Origin of the sequence: Marinobacterium nitratireducens (assembly GCF_014645375.1) — a bacterium.
GTDB lineage: Bacteria > Pseudomonadota > Gammaproteobacteria > Pseudomonadales > Balneatricaceae > Marinobacterium_A > Marinobacterium_A nitratireducens.
This window is the reverse complement of sequence record NZ_BMLT01000007.1, coordinates 244,426-262,395: the sequence shown is the minus strand read 5'-3', so window position 1 is coordinate 262,395 and position 17,970 is coordinate 244,426. Positions and strand designations below refer to the sequence as shown.

Annotated in this window: 14 protein-coding genes and 1 pseudogene; 12 read left to right on the top strand and 3 right to left on the bottom strand. The window is 58.7% G+C overall.

Going from position 1 to position 17,970, the window contains the following annotated elements:
- Positions 1 to 192: 192 nt before the first annotated feature.
- From IEX85_RS15225 to iolG, 12 genes are all read left to right on the top strand, one after another.
- A complete protein-coding gene (locus IEX85_RS15225) occupies positions 193 to 1,629 on the top strand; it encodes an NAD-dependent succinate-semialdehyde dehydrogenase (protein WP_188861462.1) in 1,437 nt (478 codons plus the stop codon).
- A 10-nt stretch (positions 1,630 to 1,639) separates the two neighbouring features.
- Positions 1,640 to 2,455, top strand: a complete 816-nt coding sequence (locus IEX85_RS15220) for an HpcH/HpaI aldolase family protein (protein ID WP_188861461.1) — start codon at positions 1,640 to 1,642, stop codon at positions 2,453 to 2,455.
- Position 2,456: 1 nt separating this feature from the next.
- Positions 2,457 to 3,425, top strand: coding sequence for a hydroxyacid dehydrogenase (locus IEX85_RS15215; RefSeq protein ID WP_188861460.1), 969 nt, complete (start codon positions 2,457 to 2,459; stop codon positions 3,423 to 3,425).
- Between the two features lie 141 nt (positions 3,426 to 3,566).
- Positions 3,567 to 4,691 carry a Gfo/Idh/MocA family protein gene (locus IEX85_RS15210; protein ID WP_188861459.1) on the top strand — a complete coding sequence of 375 codons (1,125 nt, stop codon included), beginning with the start codon at positions 3,567 to 3,569 and terminating at the stop codon, positions 4,689 to 4,691.
- A 191-nt stretch (positions 4,692 to 4,882) separates the two neighbouring features.
- Positions 4,883 to 5,818 carry a MurR/RpiR family transcriptional regulator gene (locus IEX85_RS15205; RefSeq protein ID WP_188861458.1) on the top strand — a complete coding sequence of 312 codons (936 nt, stop codon included), beginning with the start codon at positions 4,883 to 4,885 and terminating at the stop codon, positions 5,816 to 5,818.
- A gap of 425 nt (positions 5,819 to 6,243) precedes the next feature.
- Positions 6,244 to 8,109, top strand: a complete 1,866-nt coding sequence (gene iolD, locus IEX85_RS15200) for a 3D-(3,5/4)-trihydroxycyclohexane-1,2-dione acylhydrolase (decyclizing) (protein ID WP_188861457.1) — start codon at positions 6,244 to 6,246, stop codon at positions 8,107 to 8,109.
- Positions 8,110 to 9,012 carry a myo-inosose-2 dehydratase gene (gene iolE / locus IEX85_RS15195; protein ID WP_229721952.1) on the top strand — a complete coding sequence of 301 codons (903 nt, stop codon included), beginning with the start codon at positions 8,110 to 8,112 and terminating at the stop codon, positions 9,010 to 9,012. It begins immediately after the preceding gene.
- Complete coding sequence (locus IEX85_RS15190; RefSeq protein ID WP_188861456.1) at positions 9,009 to 9,821, top strand: SDR family oxidoreductase; 813 nt, start codon at positions 9,009 to 9,011, stop codon at positions 9,819 to 9,821. Before iolE ends, IEX85_RS15190 begins: the two co-directional genes overlap by 4 nt.
- Position 9,822: 1 nt before the next feature.
- Positions 9,823 to 10,884, top strand: a complete 1,062-nt coding sequence (locus IEX85_RS15185) for a sugar phosphate isomerase/epimerase family protein (RefSeq protein WP_188861455.1) — start codon at positions 9,823 to 9,825, stop codon at positions 10,882 to 10,884.
- Positions 10,881 to 12,044, top strand: a complete 1,164-nt coding sequence (locus IEX85_RS15180) for a Gfo/Idh/MocA family protein (RefSeq protein WP_188861454.1) — start codon at positions 10,881 to 10,883, stop codon at positions 12,042 to 12,044. Before IEX85_RS15185 ends, IEX85_RS15180 begins: the two co-directional genes overlap by 4 nt.
- Before the next feature lie 202 nt (positions 12,045 to 12,246).
- Positions 12,247 to 13,179: a substrate-binding domain-containing protein gene (locus IEX85_RS15175; RefSeq protein WP_188861453.1), complete on the top strand. Its 933-nt coding sequence runs from the start codon at positions 12,247 to 12,249 to the stop codon at positions 13,177 to 13,179.
- A 151-nt stretch (positions 13,180 to 13,330) separates the two neighbouring features.
- The gene (gene iolG, locus IEX85_RS15170; RefSeq protein ID WP_188861452.1) at positions 13,331 to 14,338 is read left to right on the top strand and encodes an inositol 2-dehydrogenase; all 1,008 of its coding nucleotides are present in this window, start codon (positions 13,331 to 13,333) and stop codon (positions 14,336 to 14,338) included.
- Positions 14,339 to 14,952: 614 nt separating this feature from the next.
- On the opposite strand, the pseudogene IEX85_RS15165 reads toward iolG, so the two are convergent.
- From IEX85_RS15165 to IEX85_RS15155, 3 genes and pseudogenes are all read right to left on the bottom strand, one after another.
- Positions 14,953 to 16,267: pseudogene (locus IEX85_RS15165) on the bottom strand (IS1380 family transposase).
- 306 nt (positions 16,268 to 16,573) lie between these two features.
- Positions 16,574 to 17,074, bottom strand: a complete 501-nt coding sequence (locus IEX85_RS15160) for a MaoC family dehydratase (protein ID WP_188861451.1) — start codon at positions 17,072 to 17,074, stop codon at positions 16,574 to 16,576.
- Positions 17,075 to 17,222: 148 nt separating this feature from the next.
- The gene (locus tag IEX85_RS15155; RefSeq protein WP_188861450.1) at positions 17,223 to 17,945 is read right to left on the bottom strand and encodes an enoyl-CoA hydratase/isomerase family protein; all 723 of its coding nucleotides are present in this window, start codon (positions 17,943 to 17,945) and stop codon (positions 17,223 to 17,225) included.
- Positions 17,946 to 17,970: the final 25 nt, after the last annotated feature.

Sequence of the window (17,970 nt, the reverse complement as noted above, 5' to 3'; positions counted from 1 at the left end):
ATTTAAGTTGCTTTAAAAAAATGTTTGCAATTAACGTTGCGAAAGGGCTATCTTGCTGCCATGACACTAGGGACGCTATCGGGAGAGTGCGGAGCAACCGGCTCGGCTGACAGGCGTTGCAAGTGAAGTCGGAAGGGGGAGGTGCCCGAAGCCATTCTCCCCAAAAATCACGTTCAGGAGAGTCTCAACGCTATGTATAACAATTACGGACTTTTCATCGACGGTGAGTGGTGCAAGGGGAGCAGTGAAGCCATCATCTCGGTGCTCAACCCCGCCACTACCGACGTTTTAGGCGAGGTGCAGGCTGCCTCTGTCGAGGATACGCAGGCGGCCATCAGGGCGGCCGAGGCGGGGTTCAGGGTATGGCGTGAGACGGCTGCCTGGAGCCGGGCCGATTTGTTGCATGCCGTGGCTGACCAGATGGTACTTGCCACCGAGGACGCAGCGCGCTGTATCTCGCTGGAAACCGGAAAGCCCCTGGTGCAGGCGCAGCGGGAGTGGGCGTTATCCATCGATCAGTTCCGCTGGTACGCCGAGGAGGCCCGGCGTCTCTATGGTCGCATTGTCGAAAGCCGTGCTCCGGGTGGGCGTATCGAAGTCCATCATGAGCCCGTAGGTGTCGTGGGTGCCTTCACGGCCTGGAACTTTCCGGCGGTCCTGATCGCCCGCAAAGTGGCACCGGCGCTGGCGGCAGGCTGTTCGGTCATCGTGCGGCCGTCCAGCGAAGTGCCCGGTACCGCAATGGTGCTGTTCGAATGCCTGCGCAAGGCGGGCATTCCCAAAGGTGTCGTAAACCTCGTTATCGGTCCGACACAGAACACCTATAACCCGGTATTGGCGTCGCCGGTGGTGCGCAAGATTTCGCTGACCGGGTCGACGGCGATCGGTCAGCAGATGATTCGTGACTCGGCCGATACCGTCAAGCGGGTCAGCATGGAGCTGGGCGGCAATGCGCCGGTTCTGGTCTTTGAAGATGCGGATCTTGAACAGACGCTGGATCTCTGCGTCCCGACCAAATATGCCAATGCTGGGCAGGTCTGTGTCACGGCCGACCGCTTCTATGTGCACGAGAGTCTGTACGAGCGTTTTGTCGAGGGGTTTGCCCGGCGGGCGCTGGCGCTGAAGCTGGGTAGCGGGCTCGAACAGAGCACCCAGATGGGCCCCCTCATCAATCAGCGTCGACTGGATGCGATCGAAGCGGTGGTGGCAGATGCTGTCGAGCGTGGTGCGCGCCTGGTAACCGGGGGTAAGCGCCCGGAACACCTTGGCGCGGGCTATTTCTTCGAGCCGACGGTACTCGCTGACGTGCCGGACGATGCCCAGGCCATGGCGGAGGAAAACTTCGGCCCCATCGCCGCCATTACATCTTTCAGCAGTACCGAGGAGGCATACGCGCGGGCGAATGCCTTGCCCGTCGGTCTGTCGGCCTATGCCTTCACCCGGGACGCGGCGCGTATTCGTGAAGTGGTCGCGCGGCTCGAGGCTGGGATGGTGGGCGTCAACAGCTTCGCGCTGGCGGCGGCCGAAGCGCCCTTTGGCGGAATCAAGGACAGCGGGATGGGACGCGAGGGTGGTTCAGAGGGTATCCACGATTACACCAACGTCAAACTCGCGCAGATCACGGTATAGAGGTAGCACTATGGTTCCCAATCGAATCAAGCAGATCTGGTCCAAAGGGGGGCAGGCGATCAACGGCTGGTTGTCCATCGCCTGTCCTTTCACGGCGGAAATCATGGCCGAGCAAGGCTATGACGCGATCACCATCGACATGCAGCACGGCCTTGTCGGGTATGAAGTCGGTACCACCATGTTGCAGGCCATGCGGGCGAGTGGTGTAACACCCATGGTCAGGGTCCCCTGGCTGGATCCGGGCGCGGTGATGAAAGCCCTGGATGCCGGAGCCTACGGAATCGTCTGTCCGATGATCAATAACGCCGAGGAGGCGGCCCGGCTGGTGTCCTATGTGCGGTATCCGCCGACCGGTAACCGAAGCTTCGGTCCGACGCGGGTCAACTTTGCCGCGGGTGCCGACTACGGCCAGCATGCGGACGACGAAATTCTCTGTTTTGCGATGATCGAAACGGCGGAGGCGGTCGAAAATATCGACGAAATCCTTGCCACACCGGGTCTGGATGGCGTCTACATCGGCCCGGCCGATTTGACCCTGGGACTGACCGGCCGTAAGTATCGCACGGGGTTCGACCGGGAGGAGCCGGAGATGATCGAGGCGATCAAGCATATCCTCCAGTGTACGCATAAAGCGGGGTTGCGGGCCTGTCTTCACAACGGATCGGCGGAATATGCTGCCCGCGCGCTGGAGTGGGGGTTCGACCTGGTCACGGTGTCCAACGACGTTCGTCTGCTGGCCGGCGCGGCCAAGGCAAGTGTCGACAAAGTGCGCGAATTGCAGGGTGGTTCCGCAGTGTTTTCGTCCAGTAGTGCAGGGGGATATTGATATGCCGCACATTCTCGTGGCCGGAAAAATCCATGAGGCGGGACTTGAACGCCTTCGGAATGCGCCCGGCGTGACCTTTGACCTGGTCGAGGAGGTTAGCACCGAAAGCTACGCGCCGCTGCTCGAAAAGGCGGACGGGCTGCTGATTCGCACCCAGCCGATGACATCGAAAGAGGTCGCGCTCGGCAGTAAGCTGAAAGTTGTCTCACGCCATGGCGTCGGGTTCGACTCGGTTGACGTCAAGGCGCTCAATGAACGTGGCATTCCGCTGGCGATCGTGGGCGACGTCAACTCCGGCGCAGTCGCGGAACATGCCTTGATGATGATGCTGGCGGTCGCCAAGCAGGCGTTGCACCACGATGCGGGGGTACGTGGCGGAAACTGGAATTGCCGCAACGCATTTTCCGCCACCGAGCTGGCCGGTCGGACGCTGCTGTTGCTGGGCTTTGGCCGAATCGGCCAGGGCGTGGCCAATCTGGCCCTGCCCTTCGGCATGCGCGTCGCTGTATTCGATCCCTACCAGAGCGATGATTTCATCCGTGAAAAAGGCTGTGCTCCAGTGGCAACGATCGACGAAGGCTTGCCCGAAGCCGACTTCGTCTCGGTGCATATGCCACTGATCGACGGCAAGGCGCTGCTTGGCGAGCGGGAGCTGGCATTGATGAAAGCGTCGGCAATCGTCGTAAATACCGCCCGTGGCGGCATCATCGATGAGCAAGCGCTCTGTGCGGCGCTGAAGGAGGGTCGGCTCGGTGGTGCCGGACTCGATGTACTGGTCGACGAACCGCCGAAAGCTGAGGATCCGCTGCTGGATTGCCCGCGCGTGCTGCTCAGCCCGCACGTTGCCGGCCTGACGCAGGAGGCGGCCATGCGCATGTCGGTGTCCGCGGTCGAGAACATTCTGAAGTGTTTCTCCGGAGACCTGGATCCGGTGTTGGTGGTCAATGCCCAAGAGATCGGTTTCTCGTAAGCGGGTTTGGCGATTAAATAGGTCTCCCGGCACGTTTAATCCTGCCATTTAATAACTGGCCTAGTTTGCAAAATCCATTTTTACAGGGACTTGAAGTTGAGCCAGAAACCACGCCTGCCAAAACTTATAAGAGGTTAAAAAATGCGTGATATTGGTATTGGTATTATCGGTACTGGCTTTATGGGCCAGTCACATGCATTGGCGTATCGTGCTGCCGCAGGCATTTATCCCGACAGCCTCAATCCGGTTCTGAAAGTGGTTGCCGATATCAACGAAGACGCGCTGGAACGTGCGCGCGTCCAGTACGGCTTTGAACGTGGCACTACAGACTGGAAAGCGTTGGTGGCGGATCCCGAGGTGGGTATCGTGTCGATCACGACACCGAACACCCTTCACCGGGAGCAGGCCCTGGCCGCCATTGCCGCCGGCAAGCATGTCCACTGTGAAAAACCGATCGCTCCTAGCGCAGCTGATGCCCGGGAGATGATGGAGGCGGCCGAGGCCGCCGGCGTCATGACTCAAGTCGGATACAACTATCTGAAGAACCCGTTGCTCAAATTGGCACGGCAGATGGTCGAGTCCGGCGAGCTGGGCGAGATCACCAGCTTTCGTGGTATTCATGCTGAGGACTACATGGCGGATCCGCAGCTGCCCTATAGCTGGCGATTCGATCCGGCGGGCGGTGCCGGGGTGCTCGCAGATCTGGGAAGTCACATTGTCGGCATGGCCCGGTTTCTGCTCGGCCCAATCAGTGACCTCAACGCGGATCTGGAAACCGTTATCAAAGAGCGACCAATCGCACCGGGATCGAGCGAGACACGAGCAGTCCAGCTGGACGATATTGCGCGCCTAACCGTGCAGTTCGCTCGGGGCTGCAAGGGCTCTATCGAAGCTAGCTGGGTCGCGACCGGGCGCAAGATGCAGCTGGGCTTTGAGCTGGTCGGCTCGAAGGGCTCGCTAGCATTCACCCAGGAACGCTTCAATGAGCTGCTGTACTTCAAAGCCGGTAACGATCCGAAATACGCCGGCTATCAGCGCATCGAAGCCGGTCCGCAGCACACACCCTACGGTCATTTCTGCAAGGCTCCGGGACATCAACTGGGCTTCAACGATCTCAAAACGATCGAGGTGGCGGAGTTTCTGCAGGCGATTGCTCGCGGCAAGGACCCGGAAGGCCCTGACTTCCGCGAGGCCTGGGAAATCCAGAAGGTGATCGATACCGCAGTGCTGTCGTCCAGGGAGCGCAGTTGGCTGGCGGTACCCTAAACTTTGAGGCGAGCAGAGGTCGGGCGAGAGGCCGCTCAAAGCGGAGTAGGCTGTGCGCAGGTGGCGAGTGACCATTCGAGGCCGGTATCGTCGACCGGCCCCGCTTACGTCGCAGAATGATTGGGGGCTCTCGCCGCTTCGTGTTATCAATGGGATAATAAGAATACCCAGATTGTAATGGACGCGTCCCGATGCCTGAAAAAAGCGGCTCCGTTTCGGAGCAGAAATCACCACCTGACCACTACGAGCAAATCGTCAACGAAATCACCAACCAGTACGAAAAACTGTCGGAACGGTACAAGCAGGTCGCTCGTTATGTGACGCAGAATCCGAACAACGTGGCGATGGAGTCGGTGAATTCGGTTGCGGCCAAGTGCGGCGTCCATCCGTCCGTACTGGTGCGTTTCGCGCAGGTTTTCGGCTATTCCGGCTTCAAGCAGATGCAAACGGTTTTCCAGTCCCGGTTGGCGACCGCGGCCCCAGGGTTCGATGAGCGCGTCAAGGCGCTGAAAACCGATATCCGCAAAAGTCGGGAACAAGGCATCGTCGGTTTCATGCATGATCTTGTCGTGCGCGACATCGCGACGTTGCAGGAACTGTTGAATTCGGTTACCGAGGAAAACCTCCAACGCGCGGCCACGCTGTTGAAAGATGCCAATACGATTTACATCGCAGGTCAGCTCCGATCAGAGTCGATCGCGATCTTTCTCCGCTACCTGTTAACGATGCTGAAGCAGCGTGTCGTGCTGCTCGATCCCGCCGGCGGCCTGGCGCCCGAAATGGCACGGACCATGGGACCCGACGATGTGTTGCTGGCGATCGCATTCCGGCACTATGCGAAGGAAACCATCAGCATCGCCGATATTGCCAGCCAGGCCGGTGCACCGATTGTCGGCATCACCGACAGTCCGCTGTCTCCGCTGGCCAAGGACTCGACGGTGCTGTTCAGTATTCCGGAAGATGAATACAGTTTTTCCCGCTCACTGGCTGCGCCCATGTGCCTCTCGCAGAGCATCGCCATCGCGCTGGCGTCTTTGCTCCAGCCGGACGAAGAAGCGCCCCGCATTGCAACCGTCACGGGTAACGAGCGGCGACGTGCACGCCGTCCCCGGGAGACCAAGAGCTGAACTTAGGACTGCCCTGATCCACTGCCGAAAAGCCGATTACGGCCGTTTTCCGAGCGCATGCTTGGTGAACAGAAGCATTATTCGCCAAAAAACAGCTCAAAAACTGCAGGGACTTCCCCTCGTTACGATCGACCAAGCCCGACAGGCGCCTGGCGGGAGGGGAACCTCCCGCAAGCCCTTTCCCTTCATTCCCGTTGGCGATCGCTTCGCCTATCGATGCCCCGACATCGCTCGCGCAGACCCGCTGATAGACGTCGATTTGCCGGCTCCGCGCCCTCCTGAAAACGCCTAATCCTCCTGCTGCAACCACCGCGCAATTTTCATTGCAATAAAAGTTGCAATTTGGATAATCTTGCAATAATGTTTATTGCAACAATAACAAGGCTACGACGCTTGCGCGTAGCAGACCGTGTGAAGGAGAAGCTATGTCTACCGTTCGATGCACTATGGCTCAGGCCCTTGTTCGTTACCTTTGCAATCAGTTCGTGGAAATCGACGGCCAGCGTGTCCCGTTATTTGCAGGGGTGTTTGGCATCTTCGGTCATGGCAACGTGACCTGCCTGTCCGAGGCGCTCGAGGCAGTACAGGATCAATTGCCGACCTGGCGCGGGCAGAATGAACAGTCGATGGCGCTTGCAGCCGTTGGCTTCGCCAAAGCCAAGCGTCGTCGTCAGGCGATGATCGCGGCGACGTCGATCGGCCCGGGCGCCATCAATATGGTGACTGCGGCGGGTACGGCGATGGCGAACCGACTGCCGGTCCTGCTCCTGGCGGGCGACACCTTTGCCAATCGTCTGCCCGATCCCGTGTTGCAGCAGGTCGAACATTTCAACGATCCGACCGTGACGGTAAACGACAGCTTCAAACCGGTGGTGCGCTACTGGGATCGTATTACCCACCCCGAACAGATCATCACCTCGCTGCCGCAGGCGCTTGCCACGATGCTCGACCCGGCTGACTGTGGTCCGGTATTCATCGGCCTGGCGCAGGATACCCAGGAAAAGGCATTCGATTACCCGGAAGCCTTCTTCGAACCGAAGGTCTGGTCGATCCCGCGTCCGCGTCCGGACCGCCGGGCGGTAGAAGAGGCCGTTGCGGTGCTCAGGACGGCAAAGAAGCCCCTGATCATTTCCGGTGGCGGCGTACGCTACGCCATCGCCGAGAACGAGGTTGCGGCCTTTGCGCAGAAGCGCGGCATTCCCGTGGTGGAGACCATTGCGGGCAAGGGCGCTCTGACCCATGACCACCCGGTTCACGCGGGCCCCATTGGAATCGTCGGTTCGACATCGGCCAACGCGCTTGCGGCCGAGGCGGATGTGATCCTGGCCATCGGCACGCGCCTGCAGGACTTCACCACCGGTTCATGGACCGCCTTCTCCAAGGACGCGAAATTCATCTCAATCAACACGGCACGCTGGGACGCCATCAAACACCGTGCGGTAGCGGTGGTCGGCGACGCACTCGAGACGGTGACCGAACTCGACGCCGCATTGGGCGACTTTGCGATGCCGGCAAGCTACATGGCCAAGGCGAAAGGGCTCTTCGATGAGTGGAACGCACTACTGGACCAGCACCAGGCGCCCACCGATGCAGCCATTCCCTCCTACGCACAGGTGATTGGCGTGCTCAACAAGGTGGCGCGTCCGAACGATACGCTGATCGGCGCGGCGGGTGGTACCCCTGGCGAAATCACCAAGGGCTGGCGGGTTAAAAATCCCAATACCTTCGACTGCGAATTCGGGTTCAGCTGCATGGGCTACGAGATCGCCGCCGGCTGGGGCTGCGCCATGGCGCAGGATGGCCCGGGCGCGACCGGTGGCACGCCCATCGTCATGCTCGGCGACGGCACCTATATGATGATGAATTCGGATATCTATTCCGCCGTTCTGACGGGGCACAAAATGATCGTCGTCGTCTGCGACAACGGCGGCTATGCGGTCATCAACCGCCTGCAGCAGTTCAAGGGTGTCCCTGGTTTCAACAACCTGCTCAAGGACTGCCGGATCCAGAATCCCGAAAATCCGCTCCACGTCGACTTTGTCAAACACGCAGAGTCGATGGGTGCCTATGCGCGCAAATGCGAAAGCCTGGAAGAGCTGGAAGAGGCGATGGAGTGGGCACAGAGCAATGACCGCACCACGCTCCTCACCATCGTTTCCGACGCCTATGCCTGGGTTCCGGGGGATGCGGACTGGGATGTCGGTGTGCCTGAAGTCTCGGCGCACGAGAGCGTCCGCAAGGCGCGGGAAGCTCATGACGTCATCCGTTCGAAACAGCGCGTAGGAGTTTAAATGATGCTGAAAGCGAAACTGGGGATCGCCCCCATTGCCTGGTGGAACGACGACCTGCCTGAACTTTCGGATGACGTCAGTCTCGAGGAATGCCTGCGGCAGGCGTCGGTTGCCGGTTTCACCGGCATGGAGACCGGCCGTCGATTTCCGATGGACATGAAGGAACTCGGACCCATCCTCAACGAGTTCGGCATCTCGGTCTGCGGCGGCTGGTTCTCGGGTCTGCTGCTCGACGGCGACATCGAGACGGAGAAGGCACGGATTGCCCGGCAGCTGGCCTTTTTCAAGGCCGCGCAGGCGCCCTGTATCGTCTATGGCGAGACCGCACGCTCGATCCAGGGCGTGGCTTCGGCGCCTTTGGCCACTAAGCCGAAGCTCAGCGAGGAAGAGATCGCCGCCTATGCGCGCAAGGTCTCGGAATTTGCCGATTGGTGCCAGGGGCAGGGAATGCCCATCGCCTACCATCATCATATGGGGGCGGCGATCGAAACCGAGGCCGAACTCGACATCTTCATGCAGCACTCCACAGTGCCGCTGCTGTTCGATACCGGTCATATGGTGTTTGCGGGCGGAGATCCCCTGAGTGTTATCGAGAAGTACCACAGTCGCATCATTCAGGTGCACTGCAAGGATATCCGCGCGGATGTCGTGAATGGGCTTGACCGCAGCAAGGAGAGTTTTCTGGATGCGGTCGTCAAGGGGGCCTTTACGGTGCCCGGCGATGGTTCGCTGGATTTCGAAAGCATTGTCACGGCGCTGGCGGCTAAGGGCTATGAAGGCTGGTTCGTGGTTGAAGCGGAGCAGGATCCCGTCGCCAATCCGCCACTGGACATGGCGAAGAAGGGCCATCAAGAACTCATGCGTGTCATGGCGGCAGCAGGTTATGAGGTAGAACAAAAATGAATTCAATTAACGGAAAAGTGTGTGTCGTGACGGGCGGCACTCAAGGGCTGGGTGCCGCGATCGCCCGTCTTTTCGCGCGGGCCGGTGCGGCGGGCATCGTCGTCTGCGGACGCGGTGTCGAGAAAGGCAACGCAGTCGCGTCCTCGATTACCGAAGAGACCGGCGTTCAGACGCACTTCGTTCAGGCTGACCTCGGTGTTGTGGCGGACTGTCGCAACGTTATCGCGCAGGCCGACATGCATTTCGGGCGGGTGGATATTCTCGTGAACGCCGCTGGATTAACAGACAGGGGCAATATCCTTAATACCACACCCGACTTGTTCGACAAGATGATAGCTGTGAATACACGCGCGCCGTTCTTTTTGATTCAGGACACGGCAAAGATCATGATCCGAGAAGGGATTGAAGGCCGCATTATAAACATTGGCACAATGTCTGAACTTGCAGGCCAGCCATTCCTGTCGCCCTATTCCACGTCGAAAGGCGCGTTGACCACGCTGACGCGAAACGCGGCTTTCGCTTTGATGCGCAACCGTATCCACGTCAACCAGTTGGACATCGGGTGGATGAACTCGGACCATGAGCGCAAGCTTGTCGCCATGGAAACCGGGGATCCGGATTTCCTTGATCGCGAGGCAGCCAAGAAGCCTTTTGGTCGCATCCTCGATCCCGACGAAGTCGCCCGCGCGGTTCTGTGGATGGCATCTGACGATAGCGGCATGATGACGGGCGCTGTGGTTCCGTTTGATCAGTCGGTCTATGGCGGTTATGACGACGCGCCCGTGCCGTCCGCCGCGTTGGAGGTTTAAAATGAAGACCATCAAGGGACCGGGCGTTTTCCTGGCGCAATTCGCTACCGACGAGGCGCCCTACAATTCCCTGCAGTCGCTCGCCAAGTGGGCGGCCGACAAGGGCTTCAAGGGCGTGCAGATCCCCACCTGGGATACCCGTCTGATCGATATGAAGCAGGCCGCCGAGAGCGAGACCTATTGCGACGAGATGAAGGGGCTCCTGGCCGATCACGGCCTCGAAATCACCGAGCTGGCGTCGCACATCACCGGTCAGCTGGTGGCCGTGCATCCGGCTCACGACCAGATCATGGACAGCTTCGCGCCCGAATGCGTGCGCGGCAATCCGGCGGCGCGTCGGGCCTGGGCCGAGGAACAGTTGCGCTTCGCCGCCCGCGCGTCGCAACGTCTGGGCATCGACCGGCATGTCACCTTCTCCGGCTCGCTGCTGTGGCCTTATCTGTACCCCTATCCGCAATGGCCCGAGGGGCTGGTGGACGAGGCTTTCGGTGAACTGGCCGAGCGCTGGACGCCGATACTGGACGATTTCGATGCGTATGGCGTGGACGTCTGCTACGAGATCCACCCTTGCGAAGACCTGCATGACGGTCACTCCTGGGAGATGTTTCTCGAGCGCGTCAAACAGCATCCACGGGCGAACATGCTGTACGATCCGTCGCACTTCGTGCTGCAGCAGCTCGATTACCTGGCCTTCATCGACCATTACCACGACCGGATCAAATGCTTCCACGTGAAAGACGCCGAGTTCCGTCCCGATGGCAAGTCGGGTGTCTATGGCGGCTACCAGCCCTGGTCGAAGCGGGCAGGGCGATTCCGTTCTCTGGGGGATGGTCAGGTCGATTTCCGGGCGATCTTTTCGAAGTTCGCGACCTACGACTACGACGGTTGGGCGGTGCTGGAGTGGGAATGTTTCCTCAAGAACTCGGAAGATGGCGCCATCGAGGGCGCGCGATTCATCGACGACCACATCATCCGGGTCTCGGATCGCGCTTTTGACGACTTCGTAAAATCCGGCGCCAATCGCAGCGCCAACCGGGCGATGCTCGGGCTGGAGGACAAATGAGCTATCAACGACCCCTTCGTCTTGGCATGGTAGGCGGTGGCCAGGGCGCTTATATCGGCAACATTCATCGCATTTCATCGCGTCTCGACGGCGCCTGGCAGCTTGTTGCGGGTGCCTTCGATGTGGATGCCGAGCGTGGCCGGGCTTTTGCCCTGACCCAGGGCATAGCTCCGGATCGCAGTTACGGCGACTACATGGAAATGATCGCTGGTGAGCGAGCACGTGAGGATCGGATCGATGCCGTGGCGATCTGCACGCCGAACTTCACCCATTACCCGATTGCGCGTGCCTTTATCGAGGCGGGCTTTGACGTGATCTGCGAAAAGCCGATCACGGCCACGCTCGAGGATGCGATTGCGCTCGAGAAGCTGACGCGCGAGAGCGGGCGTTTTGTCGGCGTGACCTATACCTACTCGGGTTACCCGATGGTGCATGAAGCCCGGGTCCGGGTAGCGGCCGGTGAAATCGGACGCGTACGCACCGTGCAGGTCGAATATCCGCTGGAGTGGATGGCGACCGCGATTGAACAGCAGGGAAATGCCCAGGCTTCCTGGCGCACCGATCCCAAAAAGAATGGCCGTGGTGGCTCGATCGGCGACATCGGCACCCATGCCTATCATCTTGCGGGTTTCGTTACCGGCCTCAAACTGGAGTCGCTGACCGCGGATCTGGCGACCTTCGTCGAAGGGCGGGCGCTGGATGATAACGCCCATGTGATGCTGCGTTATGAAGGGGGCGCACGCGGCCTGCTGTGGTCCTCGCAGGTAGCGTTAGGCAATTCCAACGGCGTCCGGCTGCGTGTCTTTGGCGAAAAAGGCTCGCTGTCCTGGTTCCAGGAGCAGCCCAATGACCTGGTGCTGGCTCCGCTCGATGGTCGTACTCAGATCATCAAACGTGGCGCCGATGACCTGTCCGACGACGCCAAGGTGCGTACGCGCACGCCGCCGGGGCATCCGGAAGGTTACCTGGAAGCCTTCGCCAATTTGTATGCAGGGTTCGCGGAAACGATTCGCGCGCGACAGAGCGGACGTGAGCCGGGTGTGATCGGCCAAAACCTGCCCTCGGCCTACGATGGACTGAAAGGGGTTGCCTTCGTCGATGCGGTGGTCGATAGCCACGAAGCCGAGGGTCAGCCCTGGCTTACGCCGGTAGCAGTTTGATTCTTGTAACGCTGTTTTAAAACTGCCTGCAGAGTTTCTAGGAAACGCTCGGCGAAAATCGCCGGGCGTCGGCGGAGCTATGCCTGGTGGTCCACTGAGACTATTAAATCAAGTTCGTAGCGGAAAACATCAACCGTGGATAAATCCGCTTCAAACCTCGGCAGTAAAACTGCCGTAATTGCTAGCTAAGAGGAAAATAAATATGAAAAAGCTTCTGAGCACAATTGTATTGGGCAGCGCCCTGATGGGAACAGTAGCTCAAGCCGAGACCATCGGTGTCGCCATGTCACTCTTTGATGACAATTACCTCACCGTTCTGCGTCAAAACATGCAGTCGCATGCCGATGAGCTCAATGGTGTGGATATTCAGTTTTCGGACGGTCAGGGCGACATAGCGCGTCAGCAGTCACAGGTCGAGAACTTCATCGTCTCCGGCGTCGACGGGATCATCGTGATGCTGGTCGATGCTGACTTCGGTAAATCGATCTCGCAACTTGCCGAAGACGCTGGAATACCACTCGTCTTCGTCAACATGCTGCCGTCCAATATGGACAGCTTCCCGGAGAAGCAGGCCTGGGTGGGCTCGGATGAATACCAGGCCGGCTTGCTGCAGACTACTGAGATGTGCAAGCAGATGGGCGGCGAAGGTGAAGCCGTGATCCTGATGGGGCAGCTTGGCACGACCGGCCAGCGTGGTCGTACCGCAGCGGCACATGATGTACTTGCGTCGGACGACTGTAAGAACATCGAAGTTGTTGACGAACAAACCGCGAACTGGATGCGCACCCCGGCGATGGACCTGATGACCAACTGGATCAGTGCCGGCATTCAGCCCAAGGGCGTTATCGCCAACAACGACGAAATGGCGCTGGGTGCGATTCAGGCCCTGAAGGCGTCCGGTGTGTCGATGGATAACGTCGTCATTGGCGGTGTGGACGCGACGCAGGATGCGCTGTCCGCGCTCGAAGCGGGTGACCTGGATGTGACAGTCTATCAGTCTGCCAAAGGCCAGGGTCAAGGATCGATTGATACCCTGCTGAAAATCATTCGCGGCGAGACGTACGAGTCCAAGAACGTTATCCCGTTCGAACTCGTCACCGATGAGAATCTGGCGCAGTACAAGACGAAAAACTGATGTGAGGGGGTGGCCGGTCGGGGACACCGACCGGCGCTTCAACCCTTGTCCGGCCTGAACCCGGCATCTACAGTGTAGACAGCCTCACTGCTGCCATCTACAAGCGCCTCCGATAACGCTGTGGCGCGCACCAGTTCCAGGAGAATAACCCATGCTTAAAATTGCAGTGCTTGGCTGCGGGCGTATCGGACGTATGCACGCCGAAAACATCCACGCGCATCCGCGCGCGGAGCTCGCTGGCGTCTTCGACGTCTTCGCGCCGGCAGCGTCCGAGGTCTCGCAAAAACTGGGCGTCACCAACTTCGCTTCGGCCGAGGACGTTTTCGCTTCCGAGAACGTTGACGCGGTGTTGATCGCGACCTCGACCCCCACCCACGCCGATTTCATCGAGCAAGCCGTAGCAGCGGGCAAGCCCATACTGTGCGAAAAGCCGATCGACCTGTCGCTGGACCGTGTGAACGTCTGCGCAAGAAACATTTCAGGTTCGGAACTGCCGATCATGCTCGGTTTCGTCCGCCGCTTCGATCCGGGTCATCGGGCCGTTCGCCTGGCGATCGAGGCAGGCCAGATTGGCGACCTGCACCAAGTGGTAATCACCTCCCGCGACCCGGGGATGGCTCCGGACGCCTATATGGAAGCCTCGGGCGGCATCTTCCGCGATATGACGATCCATGATTTCGACATGGCGCGCTTCATCCTTGGCGAAGAGGTGACCGAAGTCTTCGCGACCGGCTCACGCCTGGTCAACCCCGCGCTGATGGAGCGCCTGAATGACTGGGACACGGTGTCGGTCGTCCTCACCACCGCCAGCGGCAAACAGTGCATCATCAACAACTCGCGCAAAGCGACCTATGGGTACGACCAGCGTGTCGAAGCCTTCGGCAGTGAAGGCATGGCGGTCTCGGAAAACCGTCGCCCTCATATGACCACGCTGCACCGCGGGGATTTTACCGGCCAGGGCGCGCCGCTCCTGAACTTCTTCATTGACCGCTATGCCGAGGCATTTGCTGCCGAGATCGACGCCTTTGTCGATACGATCGAGAACCGCGTCGCTCCGGACGTCGGTTTTGAAGATGGTCGCCAGGCGCTGGTGCTGGCCGAAGCTGCGCTCAAATCGGTTATCGAGTGCCGCCCGGTCAAAACCAGCGAGCTTGGCTAATCCAGCAAGCGCCTTGTTTTCGCCATGGCGGGTACCTTGAGCGGTGTTGAAGGTTGACGCACGTGCGGTCACATCGGGGCTTGAAGGAATCGTACAGGGCCCGACCCTCAGATGCTTCCATGCTTGCGGGGGTAGCTGACGAAGTTATGTCGATACTTTGTTTTTAGCGCCCTCCTGAACCGCCCCAGCCTCTGGGGCGGTTTATTCATTCAGGTGAGGCCGACACCCCGGTTTCCCACCATCTCGGCCGGGCTTTTTCAATCCTGGATCGAGGCCGCAGGCGGCCCAAAATGGCCGCACTGTCCAAGCGGCCACTTGTTGCCGAAACAAAACTCGCCAGTTGAATGGGTCAGGCGAAGCTGCCTGAATCAAACAAAGACTGTATCCAGATAGTCCGGGGCAGATCACGTAAATACTTCACTCGTTGACCAACAAACAGGGAGCTAACCCGCATGTTGCATCAGATGTTTGAGGCGGCCCCGGAGCCCGTTGCTATAAGAGCCATGCTGTTCACGGTAAGAAAAAACTGATCAATAAACGATCAAAGACGGTTTTCGGGCGCAGCTTCCCCAAACCCCATTGTTTATACCGTGCCGGGGACAGCACCACCGTTGCTATCCGGATAACAGTTTGCGCATCACCTGCGCGTACAGTACTTGGTCGGGATAATGGCTGCTCATCATGATCCGGATACGCCGGGTGTTCCGTGTAACGACCGCACCGATTTTCAGAAGGCGTAGTCGCAGGGTTGTGACCTGTGCGCGCACGTAGCGTGTGCCGCGCAGATAACCACTGCGGAGCCGTTCCAGCAGCACATACGCCAGCCCTGACAGCAGCAGGCGGAACTGATTGGGCCACCACTCGTGACAACTCGTGCGGTCCGAGAACAGCCACTTCTGTTCTTTGATCCGGTTTTCCATCTCGCCCCGCAGGCAGTAGCGCCGGTCATACAGCCACTTCGGTGCACCGGGTAGATTGGTCACGACATAGCGGTTATTCGGGCCCTGATAGGAGAACTCGCACTTGGCGATGATGCGACGTTTGCACTTCTTCCAGCTCTTCGCCGCATACTCAAAGCTGGTGAACAGGCGCGGGTTAACGCGGGTGTCACGGAATCGGACAGCCGCCTCGTGGCGCCGTTTCAGCGCCAGCTTTTCCAGCCGGCTGTTCGTGGCAATGCCGACGATGTAGCTGACATTGCAACGCTCACACCAGCGTAGCAAGCGGTGCCGACAGAATCCGCTATCGCCGCGAAAGATGATCTGAACATCCGGCCATTCGGCGCGAAGTCGCTTGGTCAGCAAGGCCAGGATCGCCCAGGCGTGCTTGGCAGCATCCTCGTAGGCCGGGCGCAGGTAGCTGACCAGTAGCTTTTGACCACAGAATACATGCACAGGGGAGGAAGCAATATCCATCGTAGTGACCGTGGAAGTGCCGCCCCACCTGCTGCCCGTGGACACTGTCATCCGTGGCATCGAAATCGAGTATCAAGCGCTTCGGCGGCTTGCGATAGGAGCGGACGAATTGCTCGATCAGCTCCTCGTGGATCGCCACCGCCCAGCGGCGGTCAGCGTTGAGTTCAAAGCGGCACAACGTCGACTGGCTGGCCAATGCCTGGTCGGTCCCGACGGCGGTCTGCAGCACCAAGTCCTGTCGCAAATACTGATGGTCATTCAAATCTTCATAGCCAAGCGCCAGCCCAAAGATACGCTGGTGCAGCATCGTTTCAAGCTGGTGCGTACAGCGGCGAGGGTCACGCGGATCCTGGATGCGACGGGCAATCGAACGAGTCAAATCGAGGTTGCTGTCGAGTTGCCGCAGCAGCATGACGCCGGCATTCGAGGTGATGTTGCCACCTTCAAAACTGGTTTGGATTTGACGGCCTTTGCAGCGTGCTAATAAGGGTAGAGTCGGGTTACAATCTGTCATGGGCGATTTGGTTGTTATATTCGACGTAAGCACTTGAATTATAACAAAAAACCAAATCGCCTTTCTTGTTTATGCCGCAATATCCGGGTTAGCGTCGTGACAGGGGAAAATATTTTGAGCTATTGATGTCAATTCAGTAGTTACGGAAAAATAGTGGCTAAGAACAGTCGGCCAGATGCTGCCCGCGACCCGAAGCGGACATTGGTGAACTGAGACAGAGTATACTGTCCCCGGAAACCACAACTCAGTCTTTTTCGTCATGCTCAGAACGAGTGCATGTATTGATTTCAAAAAACGAATGGCAACTCACTTGTAGTTTCTTTCAGGAGATGTTGACCGGAGCGGCATAACCAGACTCCAATTCTGAGTGGCGAGTGTCATACCGTCAGCATTCCTTGTTGTCACCTTCAAATCGATAAATCCGCGATCTGGACGGCTTTTTGAGGGGCGAATAGCCGTGACCTCAGCACCCGCTCGCAATGTGTTCCCCGGGCGCATGGGGGCATGAAACCGTATGTTTTTTAACTCTGCCCCGATAAGTGGCGTGCCCCCCAAAAGACGTGCGTCTACCAGCAGCCGCATGGTTAGTACCAACGTCTGCCAGCCACTACCTACCAACTCCCCGAAAATCGTGTCATGCGCTGCTTTTTCGTCGAGATGCATTGGCTGGGGGTCGTACTGTTCCGCAAAGGCAATGATCATGTCCCGCGTCACAGTGAACTCTTTGGTTTCGACAAGATCACCAACCTGTATATCTTCAAGATAGAGCGGGTCTGCCGACCGCTCGCTTGCCGCCTTGGCTTCCATATTGCGCCCTTAATACTGCGATTGGGTGGATATCGAGATAGCACAGGATGTAGTCATCACACCGATAGCGTTGCAGGCACCGGGGGTGATGTTCCAGATGGTGCTCTGCACGCTATTGACTACGGTTGTCACTTTAAAGGAAAGCTTTTTACTGGCTGGCCTTGCGCTTACGCTCTACCGCAGCATTAATTTCGGCCACCTCTTGGTCTATTCGCTCGTGATGCTCATCACTGTTCGGGTGCAACCAGTCTTTGATGCGTCGAAACATAAAGGGATCTTTCGATGCGAGAAGCGTTGCACGCTCCATTGCTCGTGTGCGCATCTCCGCTGGGGAGGAAAGCTCCGCAACAAGTCCCCATTCATAAGCGTCAGCACCTGTGAATGTCTCGCCGCTGAATAGCAAGCGCTTGGCACGCGGGAGCCCAATCGCACGTTGCAGCAACAGCGAACTCGCAGCCTCAGGTGATATGCCCAAATCGATGAAAGGCAGCTTGAAGGTCGTTTCAGCACTTGTCACCACCCAGTCAGCATGCAGCAGCCATGTCACGCCAATCCCAGCAGCAGAACCGTGCGCCGCGATCACCAAAGGTTTCCTCACATCTGCAATGGCGTGGAAGAAGGCTGGAACTGGATCATGCCGCTGCTGAGGCCATTCCTCGAAGGCTTTCAAGTCATGTCCTGCACAGAAAACGTCACCATTACCCGTTACTAATATTGAGCGCACGTCGCCTCTTTGGTCGGCCTCCCTGAGGGCCTCGGTGATGGCGATGAACATGGGCATCGTGAGCGCGTTACGCTTCTCCGGTCGGTCAATGCAGATATGCAAAACCCCATCCTGGACACTGCACTTAACGGATTCGACTTTTTCCATGGTTGTAACCTCGTGTAATGACTGA